15 protein-coding genes are annotated in these 19,847 nt (G+C 44.7%); 13 read left to right on the top strand and 2 right to left on the bottom strand.

The genetic code is table 11. From position 1 onward, the window contains the following. Positions 1–3: 3 nt before the first annotated feature. The 7 genes from JF50_RS13220 to JF50_RS13195 are packed head-to-tail and all read left to right on the top strand — an operon-like array spanning position 4 to position 5,927. Positions 4–426, top strand: coding sequence for a phage virion morphogenesis protein (locus tag JF50_RS13220; protein ID WP_039609916.1), 423 nt, complete (start codon positions 4–6; stop codon positions 424–426). A gap of 14 nt (positions 427–440) precedes the next feature. Continuing rightward, a complete protein-coding gene (locus tag JF50_RS13215) occupies positions 441–878 on the top strand; it encodes a phage tail terminator protein (RefSeq protein WP_039609915.1) in 438 nt (145 codons plus the stop codon). Beyond that, positions 875–1,024, top strand: a complete 150-nt coding sequence (locus tag JF50_RS27170; protein WP_160290476.1) for a hypothetical protein — start codon at positions 875–877, stop codon at positions 1,022–1,024. The genes JF50_RS13215 and JF50_RS27170 overlap by 4 nt, the downstream gene beginning before the upstream one ends. Continuing rightward, positions 1,021–1,917 (top strand): hypothetical protein, encoded by an 897-nt coding sequence (locus JF50_RS13210; RefSeq protein ID WP_080760235.1) that lies wholly within the window; start codon positions 1,021–1,023, stop codon positions 1,915–1,917. The genes JF50_RS27170 and JF50_RS13210 overlap by 4 nt, the downstream gene beginning before the upstream one ends. Before the next feature lie 5 nt (positions 1,918–1,922). Beyond that, positions 1,923–2,249, top strand: coding sequence for a hypothetical protein (locus JF50_RS13205; protein WP_039609913.1), 327 nt, complete (start codon positions 1,923–1,925; stop codon positions 2,247–2,249). A 20-nt stretch (positions 2,250–2,269) separates the two neighbouring features. Further along, the gene (locus tag JF50_RS13200; RefSeq protein ID WP_039609912.1) at positions 2,270–2,617 is read left to right on the top strand and encodes a DUF1799 domain-containing protein; all 348 of its coding nucleotides are present in this window, start codon (positions 2,270–2,272) and stop codon (positions 2,615–2,617) included. Continuing rightward, positions 2,571–5,927 carry a tape measure protein gene (locus JF50_RS13195; protein ID WP_235423429.1) on the top strand — a complete coding sequence of 1,119 codons (3,357 nt, stop codon included), beginning with the start codon at positions 2,571–2,573 and terminating at the stop codon, positions 5,925–5,927. The genes JF50_RS13200 and JF50_RS13195 overlap by 47 nt, the downstream gene beginning before the upstream one ends. A 21-nt stretch (positions 5,928–5,948) precedes the next feature. On the opposite strand, the gene JF50_RS13190 is transcribed toward JF50_RS13195, so the two are convergent. Both JF50_RS13190 and JF50_RS13185 read right to left on the bottom strand, forming a co-directional pair. After that, positions 5,949–6,887 (bottom strand): hypothetical protein, encoded by a 939-nt coding sequence (locus JF50_RS13190; RefSeq protein WP_039609911.1) that lies wholly within the window; start codon positions 6,885–6,887, stop codon positions 5,949–5,951. A 76-nt stretch (positions 6,888–6,963) separates the two neighbouring features. After that, positions 6,964–7,224, bottom strand: a complete 261-nt coding sequence (locus JF50_RS13185; RefSeq protein ID WP_039609910.1) for a hypothetical protein — start codon at positions 7,222–7,224, stop codon at positions 6,964–6,966. Between the two features lie 660 nt (positions 7,225–7,884). Here JF50_RS13185 and JF50_RS13180 point away from each other — a divergent pair. The 6 genes from JF50_RS13180 to JF50_RS13155 all read left to right on the top strand — a co-directional run bounded on the left by JF50_RS13180 (position 7,885) and on the right by JF50_RS13155 (position 19,817). Beyond that, positions 7,885–9,156 (top strand): hypothetical protein, encoded by a 1,272-nt coding sequence (locus tag JF50_RS13180; protein ID WP_039609909.1) that lies wholly within the window; start codon positions 7,885–7,887, stop codon positions 9,154–9,156. Positions 9,157–9,317: 161 nt separating this feature from the next. Continuing rightward, a complete protein-coding gene (locus JF50_RS13175) occupies positions 9,318–9,851 on the top strand; it encodes a hypothetical protein (RefSeq protein WP_235423428.1) in 534 nt (177 codons plus the stop codon). Between the two features lies 1 nt (position 9,852). Then, a complete protein-coding gene (locus tag JF50_RS13170; protein WP_039609907.1) occupies positions 9,853–10,440 on the top strand; it encodes a hypothetical protein in 588 nt (195 codons plus the stop codon). Then, positions 10,427–10,867: a DUF6950 family protein gene (locus JF50_RS13165; protein ID WP_052262318.1), complete on the top strand. Its 441-nt coding sequence runs from the start codon at positions 10,427–10,429 to the stop codon at positions 10,865–10,867. The genes JF50_RS13170 and JF50_RS13165 overlap by 14 nt, the downstream gene beginning before the upstream one ends. Beyond that, positions 10,860–17,054, top strand: coding sequence for a phage tail protein (locus JF50_RS13160; RefSeq protein ID WP_039609906.1), 6,195 nt, complete (start codon positions 10,860–10,862; stop codon positions 17,052–17,054). The genes JF50_RS13165 and JF50_RS13160 overlap by 8 nt, the downstream gene beginning before the upstream one ends. 6 nt (positions 17,055–17,060) lie before the next feature. After that, positions 17,061–19,817, top strand: a complete 2,757-nt coding sequence (locus JF50_RS13155; protein ID WP_039609905.1) for a hypothetical protein — start codon at positions 17,061–17,063, stop codon at positions 19,815–19,817. Positions 19,818–19,847 lie beyond the last annotated feature (30 nt).

Raw genomic sequence — 19,847 nt, 5'->3', positions numbered from 1 at the left:
ACCGTGGCGGGCGTATTCATTGATATCTCGGGCGATGCGTTAGAGAAGTTACAAGTGCTCAACCATAAAAGCCAAGTTCCTGAAGATGTGCTGGATGATATCGGGGCCTTTCTAGATATGGATGTCACGACCCGCTTTTTAAATGAACTTGCGCCAGATGGTAGTCGGTGGGAGCAATCAGAAGCAGCCAAAGAACGTAGAGGTTTAACTCTGACTGACCAACGTAACCTTGCAGGCTCAGTTACCCATAACGTTGAAGGCGATGAATTGGTGCATGGCTTGGGCGAGGATTATGCCGCCATTCACCATTTTGGCGGCAAGACGGGCCGTGGCCATGCGGTTACACTCCCTGCTCGCCCGATTATTGGTATTGAGCAATATCAAGCCGGTGCCATTGTTGAAACGCTCACTAGTTGGCTTGTTTAAACGGAGTTTAAAGCATGTTTAATTTCGATTTAAACCACATTGAAAGCGCGTTGACTAAAGCACGAATTGCCAAAGTAGGCTTTGCCCCTGACTTTAATCAAGCGCGAAGCAAACCCGTGCACAGCCCTTTGTTGTACGTTTTGCCGTTGGATGAAGACTACCAGCCAACAAACAGCATAACAGGCCAGGATGAGTACGCCGTTACTGAACTGTTTGCGGTCATGATAGTTGTCCCCTGTCATATCGCCAACAGGCAAACCGACGCACAAATTGAACAGCTGCGCGAGCGCGTAAAAGCGGCGCTTGCTGGCCTTACTGTCGCACCTTATGAACCCATCAAATTACACAGGGGCCGCATGGTCGAGCTGAACCAACAGACAAAAAACCTCATTTATCAGTGCCAGTTTTCAGTAAGTGGGCACATTACAGTCAACACCAAGGAACCAACATGAAAGAAGACAAACAACCTAAAAAGCTCAGTCCTAGTCAAATAGCCAATCAAGTACAGCAAGCATTGAAGCAAAACGGCAATCGCAGTCATGCCGCTGGTGCATTCGTACTGGATGGTGACACCGTTAAACCAGGAGCATCATCATGACTTGGCGATTTAAAGACCGTTTAATAATGGCAGACTCACTCGGGACCACGCTGACAGGCAATCATGCAATATACGCCAGTGAAGTTGAATTTAACATCGAAGCTGAAACCGAAAAAGACGAAGTTGAGCGCGCTCATTCAGGTTCTAGCCTTGAAATTATCTATGGCGAGCATGTGACACTGAACTTTAAAACGCCACTGGCCATGAGTGGTAGTGCGGGCTCTGCGCCGGCGCTTGCACCTCTTTTATTAGCGTGTGGCATGGTACAAGTATCTAGCGCCAATGCAGTCACCTTCACCAAAGGCGCGGCTACTAAAGCCACGTGTTTAATGCGCTTTGGCCAAAACACACATCAAATCTCTGAGATGTTAGGCACGTTCAGCATTAACCTTGAAAAAGGTCAGCCAATGATTAACTGGCAATTTAAAGGCCTATTCAGTGCGCCGGTACAATCAAGCGGCCCGCCTGCCACGGATTGGTCTCGTTGGAAAAAACCTTCAACACTGGGTGTGACCAATAGCAGTGCATTTAAGTTAAATGGTCTATCACGCACATTACACAAGTTGACTATCGATGTGGGTAATAACGTTGTGTTTGACCGCGCCATTAATCACGAAGAAATCCTCATCACAGGTCATGAGTCCACGGCGAATATCACTGTCACCAGTGATTCATTATCCATTTTCAACCCATTTGAGCTCGCTGGCAGTATCCAAAACTTTGAGTTTAACCATGGCCAAAGCGCAGGTAACAAAGTGACTTTGTTAGGACGCTTTCAAATGCCCACGCCCAAGTATGCCAGCTTAGAAAGCGAGCTCACAGGCTACGAACTGGACGGCAAGCTGGTGCCTTCAGACAGTGGCTATGACGAATTAACCTTAGTATTTGAGTGATCCTTATGAAATTAAAAAAATTAGAGCAATTAAAAGACGCCACCATTCACGCACCACTTCATTTTGAATACGGCGGTGTGGAGTTTAAATTCAACGCACACATCAAGTTGGTGCCAGATAGCGACATTGAAAAGCTGACCGACCCACACAGCACCACAGATAAAGTCATCGTTGAACAATTACTTGTAGGTTGGGACGACTTTGTAGATGAGGGAAAAAGTATCCCTTTTTCAAAAGACGTGCTTCACGAAATGCTGGAATTTGGCGGTATTACTGGGCGGTTATCTGCAGAGTGTATAAACGCGCAATATCGAGTCCAAGAAAAAAACTAATCGATGTTGCTAGGTGGTTTGTGGGCGACTTAGCAACAAATAGCAAACACTTGGATGACGATTTAGCCCATTTTGGTGCGCCGGTTGAGCCAGTAAAAAGCAAAGCAGATTTATACGTACTCCCACAAAATTGGAATGCGGTTAAAGCGCTTTCAAGAGCAAATACACAATGGCAGTACTGCAAAGATGGGGTCGAACTCGCCCTTGATTATGCCAGGGCTGAAATCGCTTGGCGTTATGCAGGTATTGCCCTGACCCCCACTGATTTTGACAAGCTCCAATATCTAGAACGAACAATAATAAAGCTCTTGAGGCAGACTGATGAAAAACCAACTGAATTTGGCCTTACGTATACGATACGACGGTAAAGCGGTAACAACAGGGACAGCTAAAAATCTTCAGGACCTAAATCGCCTGCCGGGAGCAATTCAAAGTCAGGTCGGCGCGAATCAACGCTTAAGTGAAAGTCAGTCCAAAGTCGCGAAGAGTCAAACAGCAGTTAGTAAAGCTGTTTCAACGGGCACTAATCAAAACCTTCAAGACTTAAACCGATTACCGGGTGCCATTCAAAATCAGGTCAAGGCCAATCAGCGCTTAGGTGCAAGCCAAGCGAAAGTGATGCAGCAACAAACGGCCATGAGCAAAGCGGTGACGTCTGGCACTAACAAAACGATTAATGACTTAAACCGCTTATCTGATGCTATTAAAAATCAAATAGCAGCAAATCAACGTTTGGGTGAAAGCCAAGCTAAAGTACTGCAACAGCAAGCTGCCATGAGTAAAATGGCCGCTTCAAGCGCTCACCAACATATCCACACCTTAAATCGCGTACCACAGACAATCCAAAATCAGGTGGCCGCAAATCAGAGACTAGGTACAAGTCAGACAAAAGTGATGCAGCAACAGTCTGCAATGGGTAAACAGCTGGGGGTTCTACAAAGCGGCTATGAGCAATTGGGAATAACCCTCGCAGGCGTTGCATCCATTGGTACTGCGGCCATGTTTATTCGCGATACAGGCGCAGCGCAGCAATTAGATACTCGGCTGCAAGGGTTGACCGATTCTACCCGCGAATACAAACAAGTACAAAGCTATCTATTTGAAGCGGCTAATAGACTCAATACGTATTACACGACCCTTTCAGACTCCTACTCTAAAATCCTCAACCTGCAACAAGCAGGTATTGTGACTCAAACACAAGGCAAAGCAATCTTAGAAGGCATGGCCAATGCCGCCGCCAAAACGGGCGCAAGCAATATACAGCTTGAGCAATCGCTGTTTGGTATGACGCAAGGTATGACCGCAGGCGTATTGCGAGCCGAGGAACTTAACCAGGTCACCGAGCCTTTACCAGGGCTTTTGCAAAAGCTTGATAAAGCGGCGGGTGTTGCTGCAGGTGGTTTTAGGCAACTGGTCAACGATGGCCGCATAACCAGCCAAATGTTTAAACGCTATTTAATTAAAGCGTTAAACGAATATGCAGGCGCAGCTGAAGCCACTGAGGGTAAAATCAATGCGTCGTTCGCAGAGATGAGTAATGAATATCAGCGCCTTATTCGTGAGTATGAAAAGCCAGTTAACTTTGCTGTGACAGGCGTAGCCGATGCCGTCACTGCAGGTATGCGAGAACTGCGCGAAAACCAAGAACTGGTTGAAGGACTAACAACCTCAGCCACAACTTTGGCAATCGTACTCGGTGGTAAGCTTGCAGGCGGTGCAGCTAAAGCGACAGCGGCATTTACCGCCACGACGATGGCAAAACACAAAGCACTGCAAGCAGACCTACAGCTAGCTGCGTCCAATCAACGTTTAGCCGCAGAAGAACACAGACGGGCAATTCAAGAGCAAGCTGCAGCTCAGCGCCAACTCGCGATGGCTAGCAATACAGCCCTTAGAACAAAAGCCATTCATCAACTGGCCCTTGCTAATCAACGGGCGACACTTGCACAAACCAACCTAAACGCAGCAACTGCCACTTATACTGTCGTGTCTAAACGCGCAGCGTTATCCAGCCGAGTGCTTGGCGGTGCAATGGGCATGCTAGGTGGCCCAGTTGGGTTAGCTGTTACTGCAGGTTTGGCCATCGCCTACTTTGCGACCCAAGGCGACAAAGCTAGTACCAGCTCGAAACGACTTGAAACACATTTGTATGATTTGGGTGATGCGTTCGATTCCGTCAATAACGTCAGCGCTAAAGCGCAAATAGCCTCTGCGTCAAAGCAAACAATCAACTACACAAACAACATTCAAAACGCGTATAAACGTATTAAGCAGTTGCGCCAACAAATGAATAATGCGGGCAGTGACCGCGCCAAGTTCACCTATCAAAATCAAATTGCAGGTATTGAGCGTTACATCAACGAGCAAGCAAAACTGCGCAGTGAGTCAATGAAAACCGCCGCACAGGCAGCAAACCTGCAGCAAAACCTCAAAGCACTGGACTGGAAGCAAATCGCTGAAAACTCAAAACAAGCAACAAACGCCCTGCCCCAAAACATTCAGCAGCTGCAACTCTCGCTACTGGATGAAGAAGCCAGGCTAAAAGCCAGCTATGAAAAACGTAAAGATATGGTCATACAAGCCCGTGAAAATGACCTGGGCAATAAAGCCAAATACGATGCAATTTTGAAGCAGCTAGACGCCAAGCTTCACGCAGACCAACAAGCACTAGCAGACAAGCATGAAGCCGAAAAAACACGTATACAAAACCAAGCAGTGGAGAAGCGTAAAAACGATTTACGTGCAGAGCTAGAAGACCGCATAGCGCAAATCAAAGGCTATGCAAACCGTGAAGCACTGGCCAGCTACAATAACCAGCTTGCAGTAGAAGAAGCAAAGCAACAAGCACGTATTGATGCAAAACGGCGCAGCATGCTCGGCCTTGCTGCTAACGATGAAGTCGGCGAAATCAAACACAACGCTGATAATCAAATTCGAGACCTAGAGCGCCAGCAAGAGCTGAACGCGGCGAGAGGCTTCCATAGTCAGCGCGAAGCGGATGAATACGCGCACCAGGAGCGTTTAATGCAAGCCCGCACCCGCAATACCGGTGCGATGCAACAACATCTCACGCAGTTTGCAAACTGGGAGACTAAAAACGCCCGCGAGAAAACGTCCGCTGTTGTCGGCCTTGGTGCAGCAGGCTTTAAAGCCATGGCAGGCCAAAGTAAAACCGCGTTTAAACTGTATAAAGCGTTTTCAATCACTCAAGCGATGATTAAGACCTATGAATCCGCAACGGGGGCTTATGCAGCATTAGCCCCTATTCCAGTCGTTGGCCCTGCCCTTGGTGCCGCTGCAGCAGCCGCCGCCGTAGCCATGGGGTTACAACAAGTGCGTATGATAAAGGCGCAGCAACCAGCAGGTATCGCACATGGTGGTTTAGACTACGTACCAAACGAAAGCACCTATGTACTACAACGCGGTGAACGCGTCCTTTCACCAAAGCAAAACGTTGAAATTAGCCACATGGCCAGACACTACAATGCTGGTAACAGACAAAGTGCAGGTCAAAATGTGGTGTTTAATATTACGAATCAGATCACAGTAGAAGGCGCAGCCAATGCCGAGCAAGGCAATGTCATTGGTGCAAACTTGACTCGGCAGATAGAGGCTGTATTTGTTGAGAGCGTGAACTCCCGTGGTGCTGTGTTTAGAGCTATTAGGAGCGTGGTGTAAGCTGAAGGAAAAGTCAGGTTATTATGTCTTCTTTACCAGCTCTTCAAAAAGATCCAAGTAGCGTATTTCAAGATAGTCTAGACTATCTAGTTGAAAGTTAATATATTTTCCTCCAGCAAAGCGGGGTTTTGAATAGATGAAAATAAATGCTCTTTTATCTTTTTCTTTAGACAATTTGTTTAACCTTTTAACTACAAGGTTTTTTACTGGGTAGTCAGCAATCATATTTTCAGATACAAAAAATGAAGGTCGTAAATTGTCTCCATTATGTTCTAATGTTTGAACAAAACTAATCTTGTAGCATTTTTGCTTGTCCAAGTAATCAATAAACGCAACTCCCCAATAAATTAAGTTTTCATCAGGTAATGCCTCCAAAGGCTGTTGATAAACTCCTTTGAACAATGACTTGTAGCTAACATCTTTGCCATTAATATTAACGTTGTATTCGGTTAATGAGTCATTTTTTCGATATCGAATAAACTTAGACACTAGAGAGCGGACAGAGTAATATTTAGAACCTCCGTAGAGTTCATCCCCTGTTATATTCCTTCCCCTTCGACGACTTTTTTTCTTTTCCTTCGTTGGGTCTATACCTTTTGGGTCTTTCTTTGCGAATTGATTTTTTGGACGCTTTAAGTGAAAGATATCAGATATTACGTCACTTTTTACAAATTTTGATTGAGCAGGTGTTTGAGGTGACTCTTCACCAGGGGGGCGATCTTGGCCAAATGTTGCGTCACAACTGTCAGAATGGTTGTATCCTCTGAAATGCGGAGACTGACGCATATCCTGTTTTTCCTGGTCGAGGTTTATGCATGTAACCTTTGCATCGCATTTATCACCAGGGCACTCAAAAGCTGACTTATCAGTTATGATGCCTGCCCAATAGAGATCATATGCTAACTCAGGATCAATGATTTCCTGATACTCAGTGCTATATGCTTCTTCCAATGATGCCATTGTGTTCTCCTTAAAATTATTACTATGGAATTCTTATACTATGGTGACACAAAGTTACGATTTTAATCCCATCTTACTATTTAAAGGGTTTGTTGAAGTAAGGACCATTTTTAACAATCGTAGCGTCATGACCTCTCAGATATAAACCACATGGCATCATTGTTTTAAATTGCCACCTTTGACCATCCCAGACAAAGTCCTCCCTTATAGCTTTTTCTTTGTTTTGATAGTATCCAGCCGAGATTTCATCTTCACTATGAACATGAAATACGTAGGCATCAATACCTGTCTCGCCGACTTTGATCCAATCACCTGCGTTTACTTTTGAAGATTTCAATTAACTCTCCTAATCAATGAATCTCTTCGTCAATTTAATCTTTGACAAATACTAGATAAGTAACCACACAATCGTTGCATGAAATTTGCTGAGTGTAAACACGGTGTATTATTTGTTTTGATATAGTGCATATTGGGTGCATTTTAACTACTAATCATAATAAATTTATCGTTAATATGATTAGTAAGCTACTGTCCCTAGAATTTTTTATCTGATTTGCAGTAACTAAGCTCTAGAAGCGGAAAGCCTCTATCATTCATTACAATGGTTAACACAACCCTCAATGAAAATACCAACATTGTCACCTCTTACGCTAATTCAATTTCAGCGTCTAATCTATGAACTGCAACAGGGTTGAATTGTTTGGTTCTAAACGTGTAAGTAAATTCTCTAATCTAAAACCGCCATAAAAAAGTGTACACCGGACGTAGTCAGCCGTAATACATTTGGTAGGCGAAGCAAGACCATCACTTCCCAAATAGAGATTTCCAAAATTGTGTAGATATCGAATTATAGGCATAATAAAACTGGTTATATATACAGTTGTTGTATTTTGTGCAACAAGCCTATTGAGGTCAAGTAAGAGGTCAATTTTGACCTCATATAAAATGGGTTTCTAGAATTGCTAAACACGAACCTTAAGAGTCGAGAAGGATATTTATGAACGAACTCCATTTTTACATTCTATTCGCTTTGATTGTAATTTCGCCTGGCTTAACGGGTCTCATTTATTTACATAGAGACTTTTTTATTGAAATATTGTGTTCAAAAAGAGAGTTACCACAGCCTGCTTGGTTTGCGTCTCTAAATGACTCACATAAGAGGAAAATAAATGTTATATCAGCATGCGTGTTGTATCTATTTATTGCCTTGATATTACTTCACTTTTTTGCCGTCAAAACACCTAACAATCAAAAGTTATCGTGTTTTTTACTGAAAGATAAATGTTTAGCTGGAGAACACACATTAATTGAATTAACAGTGTTGTGTTTAGCTTTGCTTTTTGTATCTCTAATCTATTACACTAAGAAAAGAGATAAGCACTATGGACTTGCCGGTTTAATATACCTACTTACTTTGGCATCAATCTTCTTTGGTGCGCTCACAGTGTACTTCTATCGCTTTGACCTTGACCTTGATGCACCCCATAAATCCTGGGTAGATACAGCTACATACTTTAATAATTTATTGACCCCACCGTTGTTAGCCATTACATCGTTTTTGATTTTCCTAACCTGGCAAACAAGTAAGTCAGAGTTGCATGAGACGAAGGAGCAGTTGAAAAACCAGCAAAAATTAGATACAGCAAAGTTTCAGTATGAGTTATTACTAAAAAAATTGATGGAGTTGAAGCACTATTGTGCTCAAAACGCATCCAAATCATATGCGGAAATTGTTGCTATGCAAGTAGATAGAAAATTAGCATATATACCTGAACATGTTGGCAAGCTTCTAAACCTTGTCAAGGGTTCAAAAGACTTTAAAAGTGGTACTTCTGCCTCAATACCAATGACAATAGTAGACAATAAGAGTTTAGAGCGTGACCTTATTGATATAAGTAACTATATTATTTACCGAGTTCAACAGCAAAGCTGGTTGGAACATTTGAATACTGGAAATAGCGGACTGAGACGAAAGTCTTCATACTGGGTTAATAGCGGACATTTGGATTTAGCCTTTGACATTATGCTTTGGAATGCATCAGAAGCGAACTTGAATTCAATCGACTCTTTAGAAACTAACATAACCCGCACGTTAACGAGTTTTATTTCAATAGCTGAACATGCCGAAGCTTTGGCATTAGAGCATATTAGGCATGAATTGACAGCTACATTTACAGATCACCAGCTTAGTAATATCTTTCTTTACTTCAATGCATGGCCGGATAAACAACGCAGAATAAGGATTTTTGAAAAGCTCGGAATCAAATAGAGCACACAACGTAAAACATTTTCCACCTAAATCCCCGCTCCTAATTTTTTAAACTCGCTCACACAGTAAAGCAAAGAGCGATAAAAAATATGGAGCACCTTCCCCTACCTAAGCCCCCAAAAAGCTGTGTTTTTCGGCTGGTTCCTAATAGTCACTTGCATGTGAGTAAAACCAATAATGCCTCCGAGGTGTATGACCACGAAGGTGCGTATTGGGAGTTTGAGATTGAGCTGACCAACGTGTTAGAGGCCGATGCCTTGGCGTTGGATGCGTTCTTGGCCAAGTGCCGTGGTTCAGTTGGTCGGTTCTTGTGTTTTGACTATCGGTTTTTACAAGATGACTTGGACAGTTTTGCCCGCGTTACTAGCTCTTTCCAGGACGGTAATTTGCTGAAAGTTACTGGTTTACCAGTGAATAGCGTGTATGCCAAAGCCGGTAACCGCATTCAGATTGGTACGGGCGAAAACGCCGAGCTTAAGATTCTTACTTCGGATGTGGTGGTTGATAGCCAAGGTGAGTGCGAGCTTGAGTTTGAATCGCCTTTGCGTCAAATCCCAGCGAGCAATACGCCAGTCTATTTTAAGCGCCCTGAAGGTGTTTTTAGGTTACTTGATAACAAGCAAGGGTTGGCTGAGGCGCAGGTGAAAAACGGCTTTGTGACCTCATGGAAAATCAAAGGCAGAGAGGCGTTTTAGTATGGAAGCATTAAATTCCGCGTTGGTGGCCGAGCTTGCAAATTGCCGCCCCCGTTACTTTGTGCGCTTGGCGTTTAAAAGTGGCGATGTGTTATTACATACCGGTGTGGGCCAGCGTCGGTTCTTAGGTTACACCTGGCATGGCTTAGGTATGCTTGGTCGTATTGGTGAAATCCCTGCAAACGATAAAAATGATGCGGCACGTATTCGCTTAATGCTACACACGCAAAACGAAACTGTGTTAGCTGAAGTCGCCGAGAATGACCCCATTGGCGTGGGTGTTGAAATCTATTTGGCCACGGTCGACAAACATTATCGTGTTAATCAGTCTCAGCTATTAGAAAGCGGTTATATCGTGGCGTGTGATGTAGAGCGCGGCCAAGTCAGTAAAGTGAGCTTGTCAGTGGCTGGCGAGTCTGAGCGTTGGAAGCAATCGCGTTTACATCAACGTTGGAACCATGCGACGCAAACAGCGTTATATCCAGACGACATGTTTTTTAATGAGCATGCTGAGGCAACTGGAACTGTGTTACCAGACACACAGCCAGGCGCTCCAATTGGTGAGAGGGATGGTTATGCACTGCCTTAATTCTCGCCCGATTATATTCCAGCGCTATTTAGATTCGTGCGAAAACAAGCCGTTTGCATGGGGTAAATTTGATTGCTGCCTGTTCGTTGCTGATTGGCTCCTTGCCCGAAACGGGGTTGATGTAGCGCAAGACTTTCGGGGTCATTACAGCACGGCCATTGGCGCAAAACGTCGTTTAACTCGCTTAGGGTTTAATAGTATTGAAAGTGTGTTTAAACACCATTTAAAGTCCATTGAAACATCCTATGCTCAGCGCGGTGATGTCGCCTTGGTTGAATATGAGGGTGAATTGATAGGCGGCATTGTGGCCCTTGGCTATGTCTATTGTGTCACGAATATTGGCTTAAGCGCGCTAGAAATGAGCGCGGTCAATTGCTGCTTTTCTCAAGTGTTACCTTGCTCTGAAAGTGAGGTGTCACATGGGTAAAGTTGCCGATGTTATTGAAGATATTGCCGACCCGATTTTAGATATCGGCGAAAAAATCTGGGATGAAACCGTGGGCGCACTCTGGGACAGTATGAGCCCAGAGATACCTGAAGAAGACTATGCAACGCTGGCCAAGGGCTTGCAAAAAGGAATTGACCAGCCAAGGCGTATCACGTTCGGTCGTGACCGCGTTGGGGGCGTGATTGCGCATCAAGCAACGGTTGAACGTGGTGAGAAAAACTGGGTGCAGTTGATCGTGCTTATAAACGGTGCGCCCATCGATGCCTTAGAAGATGTGTATATTGCCAATAAGCCGCTAAGTGACTACCCAGCCGAAAGCTGGGACTATGCATTGTCTGATGGCAATCATACGTCTGCCAATAGTAAAGCTGTTTTTAAGATGGCGGGCTGGACCAGTAAACATGTGGGTTATGGGCAAGCCCATGTGTTTATCGAGCTTGAAAACAATCGTGAAGTCTTCCCCGATGGTATTTCCGATTGTGAGTTTTTAATACGCGGCTCGCGTATTTGGGACCCCCGTGATAGTGAGCAAACCCCGGATGATGCAACAACTTGGACCTGGTCACAAAACGCAGTACTCTGCGCCCTGCACTACATTCGATTCTATGGGGCCCACGAAGTGCCCTATCATCGTATTCCACTCAACTGGTGGATAGCTGCAGCCAATGTGTGTGATGAAAACGCCATCTATCAAGACAGTGACGGCGTTGATAGGTATGAGCCTCGCTACACCTGCAACGGGACCTTTCGGTTTACCAGCAAGCCCATTGAAGTGTTAGGCCAGCTTGAGCGCTGCTTTGCAGGCAAGATATTCCGCCAAATGGGTCAATGGTTTGTACGCGTTGGTGCTTGGTATGGCAATCCCACGTATAAGATTAATCAATCGGATGTGATGGGCAACGTTAAAATCAAGTGGCATGCGGACCTACGTGATAGAGCCAATATTGTCCGTGCCACCTTTACCGACCCTAATCAGCATTATGAACGCACCGATGCACCGCCTGTGCGCGCTGAAGGCTACATTGAAAAAGATAATCAACCATTAGAAACCAGCATTTCTCTACCCTTTGTTCGCAGTGCCACGGCTGCTCAGCGTTTGGCGACCATTCACCTTGAGCAAACTCGCTTGGGCTCTATTGAGCTGCCACTAAAGCATAAAGCACTGCGTGCTGCTGTGGGACGCACTGTGTATGTGGACTTGCCCAACGAGCGTATTAATCGAAAAGTCTATCGCGTTGTTGCAAGGCGCTTTCGGCTAGATGGCGGTATAACACTGACATGCGTGGAAGACAGCCCGCTTTTGTGGGCAGATGATTTAGTGCCAGGAGCGTCTGATATCACCCCAAACAGTGATTATGTGATTGGCAAACCGTCCCCAATTGAGCAAGCGCGTGTGGAGATGGATGGAGATGGCAATGGCATTGTTAAATGGACCCACCCCGCTCCGCTGGCGGTACACGAATTCGATGTGGAGTTTTACAGCACGAATGACACGCGTGTGTATAAAGAGTCCGTAACCTATACGCAAGTTGTTATTCCCAAACTCGCTCTTGGCACCTATACGGCAAAAGTCTTTGCCAGAAACATATTCGGTCAGCGCTCTAAATCGGTGGCCATTCAATTTACTGTTTCAGCGCCGACTAACCCCCGGATATCCTTTGTTGCAGACTATAACCAAATCACGCTTACCGCCACTTTACCCGCTATTGGGATAGGCACCCAGTTTGAGTGGCAGTTCTTGGGCTCTAATGACGCACCTCAACAAAGCGACACCGCTTTTGTGCAAATCTACAACCGCATTGGCTTACAGTCGAAGACTGAGTATCACTTTCAATGTCGTGCAGTAAACCACCTTGGCAACAGTGACTGGGTGCAGATATCTGCTTCAACCACAGAGGTAGATTTAACTGAGTTTATTAACGACATACCGCTGGCTAAGTTAAGCCAGGAAGCACAAGACCTCATCAACGACTTGAACACCCAAGTTGATAGATTGCGGCCTGAAACGGACAACAACTTGCCCTCGCTTGTTGCTAAAAACATCGAGCAGATACAGGGTTTGGAAGATGTCACTAAGATTTTAGATACATCGATTGTCGATGGTATCCCAACGCAGATAGCACTGAATAAAATCAAGCTGGATGAAACCGCTTTGGCTGTGACTGATATGCAAAAAAGCGTCTTAGATGTGACAGCTGGATACACCAACTTTCGTCATGAGTACGAGCGACGCACGCTCAATAATGAGCGGCTTATTGACGCTGCGGTATTTGTGGATGCTGAGTCTGGCACTATCGTGAATCGGGCATATTCTTATACCGACACCCAGTTTAATGAGGCGGTCAGCCAGATAGACGGTGCCCACGCACGCATCAATTTTGAGTCTCGACGCATAAAGCAGGCTGAAGAAAAGCTCGTTGATGCGACCGCTCAAATCGAGCTGCAGGCAGGCCAAATTACACAGCGTGCAACTCACACAGAAGTCGATGCCCACATTGCCGGGGCCATCGCAGCGCTAACCCCAGCATATAGCTGGCAATTCAACAGCAGCGCTGAGGGTTTTACTGGGATTGAGAGTCATCATGCATTGGGGTATTTGGTGTGTAAAAATACGCTAAATAGCCCTACCATTTCTCTCGATGCTATCGACAATCCGATGTTCAGGCTACGCGTGCGCAAACATCAAAACAGCACCTGGTTAGGTCATATCCAATTCAATAATGGCGAACTGTTTTTACCTGAACCTACTAGTTTTGATTGGGAAGTCATCCAAATTGATGCAACTGGCACGGCAGGCTATAGCGGTATTATCACTTGGCTACAATTCTCTCTGGGCCATTGCGACCTTGATTTTATTGAAATCGGCAAGCGCGGGGCAAACGATTTAGCGCTTAAAGATATAACAAGTCGAACCACGGTTATAGAACAAGAACTCGATGCCGGTACGGGCCGTATGGGTCAATATGCCACCACCGCGTGGGTATCAAATCAAGGCTTTCAAACTCAAAGTAACGTCCAAACACTGATTGATTCGTTTAATACACAGTACAGTATCAGTGCGGTTCTCCAAGCACTCGACGACAATGATGTCATCATCAAAGCCAATGCCGCCCAGACCTGGATTGATGGCGCAAATGCTACTATTCGAAACCGAGTCATTGGCTACCTAAATGAAGAAGGCGGTATAAACCAAAAACTCGCTACGGCCGAGCAAAACATAGATGCGCTGGCGGGAGAAATACAACAATCGGTCACGCAAATCCAAGGCATTCAGCTTGATTTAGCCGACAAAAATTTAAATGAAGTACTAGACGCATATAGCCAACTTTTACGTGATAACGCTTTGGCTGAGCAGTCTATCACCCTTGCCCATGCAGAAGATAAATTAACTGCAGTCACAAATGAGGTAAGCGCCCTATCCTCACAATCTACCAAACTGATTGCACTGCACAATCAAAGTGCCGCCAGTATTGATATTCTCGGCAGAGCTTTTGCTAATGAGCGCCAAGCAAGTGCTGAGCGTTCAGAAACACTGCGCGCTGAAATTACCAAAGAAGGTCAAAGGTCTATTGCTGAAGCCAAAGACTTTTCTCGTGCCATCACTGGCTACTGCATAGACGGTGATGGCAATCGAGTTGATATTGAAGATGCCACCGCCTGTGAATTAGCTGGCCATACGTGGGTAGATGGCCCTGTGGTTGAGCGCTCAATGAATCTGGCAACGCTGATGGTCGATAGCCGAGGCTATCAAACTTCCAGTCAAGTGAACCAAGCGATCAGCACCTTTGATGCGACTTACGGAGTCACCACCGCGCTACAGTCATTTTACGACAATGGCACGTTAGAGAAAGCCAACGCCGCAGAGCGTTTTATCGCGGGCGCAGCTGGTTATATCAAAGACCAAATTACCGTATTTAATGCCCAGCAAGACGGTGTGGATGAAAAGTTCTCGAACGTGTCTAATACACTCGATGCCATTCAAGGCGAGATAAACCGTAATATCGTGCAAGTTCAAGGTTTGCAATTAGGCGCTGATGAAAATAGTCTCAATGAGGTTATCACCGCCTATAACACACTACTTCAAAACAACGAGCTGCAGCAATTAGATGTCAAATTGGCATTGGCGCAAGACCAACTAAAAGCGACAACCAATGAGCTGGAAAGTGTTGCCAGTTACACAATGGAGCTGGGTGCCATACATAAGCAAAACCGTGCAATTATCACATCCGTTGCCAAAGCATTTGCCAACGAACGCCAAGCGTCTCTTTCGCGTGATGAGCGTTTTGCGGCTTTCACGCAATCAACAAAAGCTTCGTTTAGTGACGTAACCGAAGCTATTGCAGATATAGACCAAGCAAACTTGGTGCGAGACCAAGTATTCACCGCGTTCGCAGCTAACACTGAGACGGCTTTTCAAGAAACGACTCAGCTTATTTCTAACCTAGACTCAGCTATGGCCACTCAACGCCAAGACTTGGTTGCCAAAATCGAGCAAGACGACACGGCTACTTTAGCAAGCGCTATTACTTACACCCGCGCTGCCGTTGGATATTGCATCGATGCACAAGGCAATCTCACGAGTGAGACCGATGCCACCCTGTGTGTGGCTGCAGGCCATAGTTGGGTAGACGGCCCACTCGCTGAATTCATTCGTAAGTTGCAAATTGAAAATGCCAGAGGCGACAAAGCCAGCATTTCTGATATTCGTCAAGCGTTTGAAACCCAAGACGGTAGGCTTATCGCTCGTGGTGGTTTTTTGATAAACAATCAGGATCGTGCCACTGGTGTAGTTGGTTTGAACGATGGGCAAATCGGTAATTTGGATTTAGTTGGCGATGTCATCCGTCAAGGCGTCATGGTTGGAGAGACATTCGTCCCTACATCCTACATTGATAACCGCGACCCGCAAAATCCAGTTCATGTATTTCGAGGTCGATTAGAGCTTGGTGATTTCGTGATTGACTCAGAGCAAGATATTCGGGGCCTTGATGGAAAAGATGGTCAAGACGGCTTGCCTGGTGCAAAAGGTGACAAGGGAAACAAAGGGGATAAAGGTGAAAGTGGAAGTAAAGGCGAAAAAGGTGATAAGGGAGACTCTGGAACCAACGGCACTAATGGTCAAAATGGGGCTCGGGGAGCTGGTCGTTTTGTAACATCAACTTCTAACGGTGTTTGGACAGACGCATTAGCCCACGCCGCATGCACCGCAGGGCGAGCGGTCCATTATGATGTGGTCACGCTGTATAAAGAAGACGAACCAAGCGTCCAAACAACAAAAAGTTGGAACGGAACGCATTGGCTCCCCTTTGCTTTACATGTGCATGGCAATCAACTGGTAGACGGTACTGTTATTGCGCATGAATTAGCAGCAGCTACAGGCACGTTTAGTGGTCGCCTTTTAGTCAGTGCTGATAATACAAGTGTTGATGTTATAAACGTCAACGCGAGTCGAATTGGTAGAGCTGCAATTATTGCAAATTTAGGTGGCTCAACGCTTTCAACGGCTTTAGTGCTTGGCAGTAACTACGGCAATGGATTGGAAGTTAGCGGCGGTAAACACGCAATTCGTGCTGTTGGTACTGGCGGTAATAATAACGTCATTGATGTCAGAGCCAACAATAATGGGGCAACTGCACTGTGGACGCCCCTAAAAGTGTATGCCGGTAAAGGTTTTAAACCTTTTACGGGTTTGCACGAAGGTCTAATCTCGAAACTTATACAGTTAACACCAGGCGATATCGTGTGTGATGATGTGCTCGTCAATATGTCCGATATCTCAAATGCCATCTTTAAAATGGTGCCCTCCACCAAATGCGCACAACGTAACGTGCGTGGTATTTACGTTAGCCGTAAAGCACTAACTAATGAAAATCTTCCCGAAGGGCTAAGAGGCTTTAAAGGCTCACTTAAATTTAATCAGTATAAAGATAGCCACGACATCATTGAGTTTAACGCGCTTGGTGAAGGTCTACTCAATGTGTGTGGCCAAGGCGGCAACATCGAATCTGGGGACTACCTCTGTTCAAGTGACCTGCCTGGCAAAGCGATGCGCCAAGCAGAACAAGACTATGAACGCCCCTTCACTATCGCCCAAGCTCGGCATTCAGTGACATTCACATCATCAACGCAAATTAAAAAAATCGCAGTCATCTACTTACGAGGATAATAAAAAATGACCTGGTTTAACTCTACAAATTCAAACGCCACAAATGGCAGTAATATCATCAAAATCAATGATAATCAGAGCGTTGCGAACATACGAGCAAGCGATGCATTAGTACTGGGTGCATTTGCCCCTGTCGAAATATCCAAAGCTTACGTGACAACCCATGGCACATTCATCGAACTCATTAAGCCTTGGCCAAACGCCACACAAAGCCAAGTGCCTTGTGTGGTTTTGCCCACTTCAGGGGATTTTAATACCGCAGTCTCTGCACTCAATAATGCATCCAAAATGGTTAATGATAATTACAAATCCATGTTGGATTGGCAAACAAAAACAGGATCTGTGCAATTCAGTGATTTAGATGGAAATACGCAAACAGTCAAAACACTCAGGCAAATGCAAAACGAAATTGACGCTGTAAATCCCTACCCTTGGGCGATGCGGAAAGTCGAATTTGAAGCGCGTAGGCAGCAAAATCTGGAAAAGTATGCGGCAGGTGGTTTTGTGCATTTTGGTAAACATTTGGCTTCTGCTAAATCTGTCAATGAGGGGCTTTATGAACAAACTACTGAGCTGAATGTTTTACAATTAGGTGCTAGTTATTCACATGCGGGGGCCTCACCTACTGATGAGCCTGTTCTACACATAGCTGGCGTCATCACTCATTTATCACAGCTTTGCAATATTGGCGAAGCGTTCAATACAATCAAGTTGCCACCGGCTGAAAAAGGCTTGCGAACTTACGATGGTGCAACAGGGCTAAGTGTTGTTCACGCTGCATCTGATGTCGCTTTTGCAAGTGAAACAGATTCGAATAAAGTAGTCACAGAGCGCTGTGATATGTTCGGTTTTGAGTTGTTTTCAAGGGAAATTAATGATGCCGACCCTTTTGTCTACAAGTACGGGGTTATCCAAAGTCAAGCCAATGAAATTAATGGAGTTGCAACAAGTTTGGATACTATCCGCCCTGCAGCGTATTTTGCTTGGTTTGAAGGAGATGATTTAAGTGTCGGCAAAGGGATTAATTGGCAAACTGCCAGCGAATCACAGCGTATCGCTATCGCAAGCGACCCAAAGAATAATATTTATTTTGATGATTTGAGTGGTAAATTTTACCAATGGAGTGTTCGCGGTCGCTCATTTCAAGGTTCAGGTAATAGTAACTGGAGCCACATTGATTCAACAGCTCACTCACATTTATCGTTCGATGGGAATAATAGTTCTACCGTCAAAGTCAAGGCGACTTCGAATAGTGAGCTTGCAGCGATTTATGAGTCTAATTCCAACAATGAAAACAAAGGAGTGTTTACAAGCGAACTGCACGAAACATATTTTCTAGTTTGCGGGGAAGTGAATAGACTGAACTCTGGTATTTATCACCCATCTTTTAACCCAAATGGAACTAGTCGTTTTTACAGCGCATCAAAAAATGGCTCTGCAAAGTGGTTTGAACCAAAATATAAAAACCCAACTGCTACCAAAGATTGTTTCTCATTTGGCACTGATGGATTTGGTCATGAGGATTGGGGGCAAGATGTATCGACTACAGGCAGGCCAGATGGCAAAGTGCATAGTGTTATATATGCGGAGGGGTGCGGTGGGGTTTGCAAAGATATGCGCTATTCTTCATTGCCTGTATGTACTGAATCAATTCATAAAGCAGACACTCTCATCAAGTCGGGGCAATGGCGCGGATATGAAAATCAGTTTCATATGCAATTTTTGACAGCCACGCATTTCTACTTTGCACATTACAACGTAAACAGTAACGTATATTTTAAATCAGGACAAAACAACTCCGGCACATTAATAGACTTTGTCGCATTGGGCTTTGAATCCGGATCTAGCGTTATCGTTGTCCAACCGAATACTGGGTATATTGGCTATGGTGCGTTACACGCCGAAAGCGGCCATATCAAATTGCAAAGTTATGAAACCAACGTGATTACTCAAGATGCTGGAAGTTATGTAGGGAGCTTAAATAAAACTGATAAATGCTACATTGTAAAGATAAGTTTGTTTGATGGTTTTTCTGGTGAGTATCTTAATTGTGACGTAATAGGCCACCCTGAGCAAATAGTTCGTTGTGATACTTTAAAAGGCGGCTGGGTTGGTAAGTGGATCCCTACACCGCCCGACAGTACAGAGAAATCATTTATAGTGTCAAAGCCAATTGCAGGAGACATTTCAGGAGCAATTTCTTCGGATTTAGGTGAAACATGGTCCCCACTTGGTATTAGCAATATTGTTGATAATACATCTGGCTCAGTAACGTTTGTAGCTCCTACTAACTCTATTACTGTTTTGCTGTACAGTACGTTAGCCAACCTAACTCAACCAACAACATCAACTCTTCTATTGAAACCAAGTTTTGTGCAGGTAGCGGGTTTAGATAGTAAACATTTAGCGCATAGCTTGATTAACAAGCCTGCCATTGCAAATGTTGGAAGCAGTGAATATGTGATCACATCGTATTCAGTTAATGAAGAACATGAAAGTATTGTTACTCATCACTCAGCAGGACTGAATTCGCAATTAAAAACATCTTCTGCAGTTAAATTCATAACTTCAAAATGCTCTCATAAAGGCAAGGCATATATAAAGTATTACTATAAAGAATTGCGCTTTGATGGTGCTTCGTGGGGAGATGACGATAAGCTTCAGTTTTCTGATAAGCAAAATTCAATGATAGATAACAATGGTTTTAAAGTTCGCTTTGGAGTATCTATCTCAACTACTCCGCTTGGTTGGCTAAAAGAATAAACAGTTTTTATTTAACATAATTAAAGGTGG

The organism is Pseudoalteromonas luteoviolacea (assembly GCF_000814765.1).
Taxonomy (GTDB): domain Bacteria; phylum Pseudomonadota; class Gammaproteobacteria; order Enterobacterales; family Alteromonadaceae; genus Pseudoalteromonas; species Pseudoalteromonas luteoviolacea_H.
This window is presented reverse-complemented; position numbering and strand designations above follow the sequence as displayed.

Bases quoted from the DNA above. Each gene is read 5' to 3' on its own strand.
- JF50_RS13205 (WP_039609913.1), top strand. From the start codon at position 1,923: ATGAAATTAAAAAAATTAGAGCAATTAAAAGACGCCACCATTCACGCA.
- JF50_RS27170 (WP_160290476.1), top strand. From the start codon at position 875: ATGAAAGAAGACAAACAACCTAAAAAGCTCAGTCCTAGTCAAATAGCC.
- JF50_RS13190 (WP_039609911.1), bottom strand. From the start codon at position 6,887: ATGGCATCATTGGAAGAAGCATATAGCACTGAGTATCAGGAAATCATT.
- JF50_RS13180 (WP_039609909.1), top strand. From the start codon at position 7,885: ATGAACGAACTCCATTTTTACATTCTATTCGCTTTGATTGTAATTTCG.
- JF50_RS13210 (WP_080760235.1), top strand. From the start codon at position 1,021: ATGACTTGGCGATTTAAAGACCGTTTAATAATGGCAGACTCACTCGGG.
- JF50_RS13170 (WP_039609907.1), top strand. From the start codon at position 9,853: ATGGAAGCATTAAATTCCGCGTTGGTGGCCGAGCTTGCAAATTGCCGC.
- JF50_RS13155 (WP_039609905.1), top strand. From the start codon at position 17,061: ATGACCTGGTTTAACTCTACAAATTCAAACGCCACAAATGGCAGTAAT.
- JF50_RS13160 (WP_039609906.1), top strand. From the start codon at position 10,860: ATGGGTAAAGTTGCCGATGTTATTGAAGATATTGCCGACCCGATTTTA.
- JF50_RS13215 (WP_039609915.1), top strand. From the start codon at position 441: ATGTTTAATTTCGATTTAAACCACATTGAAAGCGCGTTGACTAAAGCA.
- JF50_RS13195 (WP_235423429.1), top strand. From the start codon at position 2,571: ATGAAAAACCAACTGAATTTGGCCTTACGTATACGATACGACGGTAAA.
- JF50_RS13165 (WP_052262318.1), top strand. From the start codon at position 10,427: ATGCACTGCCTTAATTCTCGCCCGATTATATTCCAGCGCTATTTAGAT.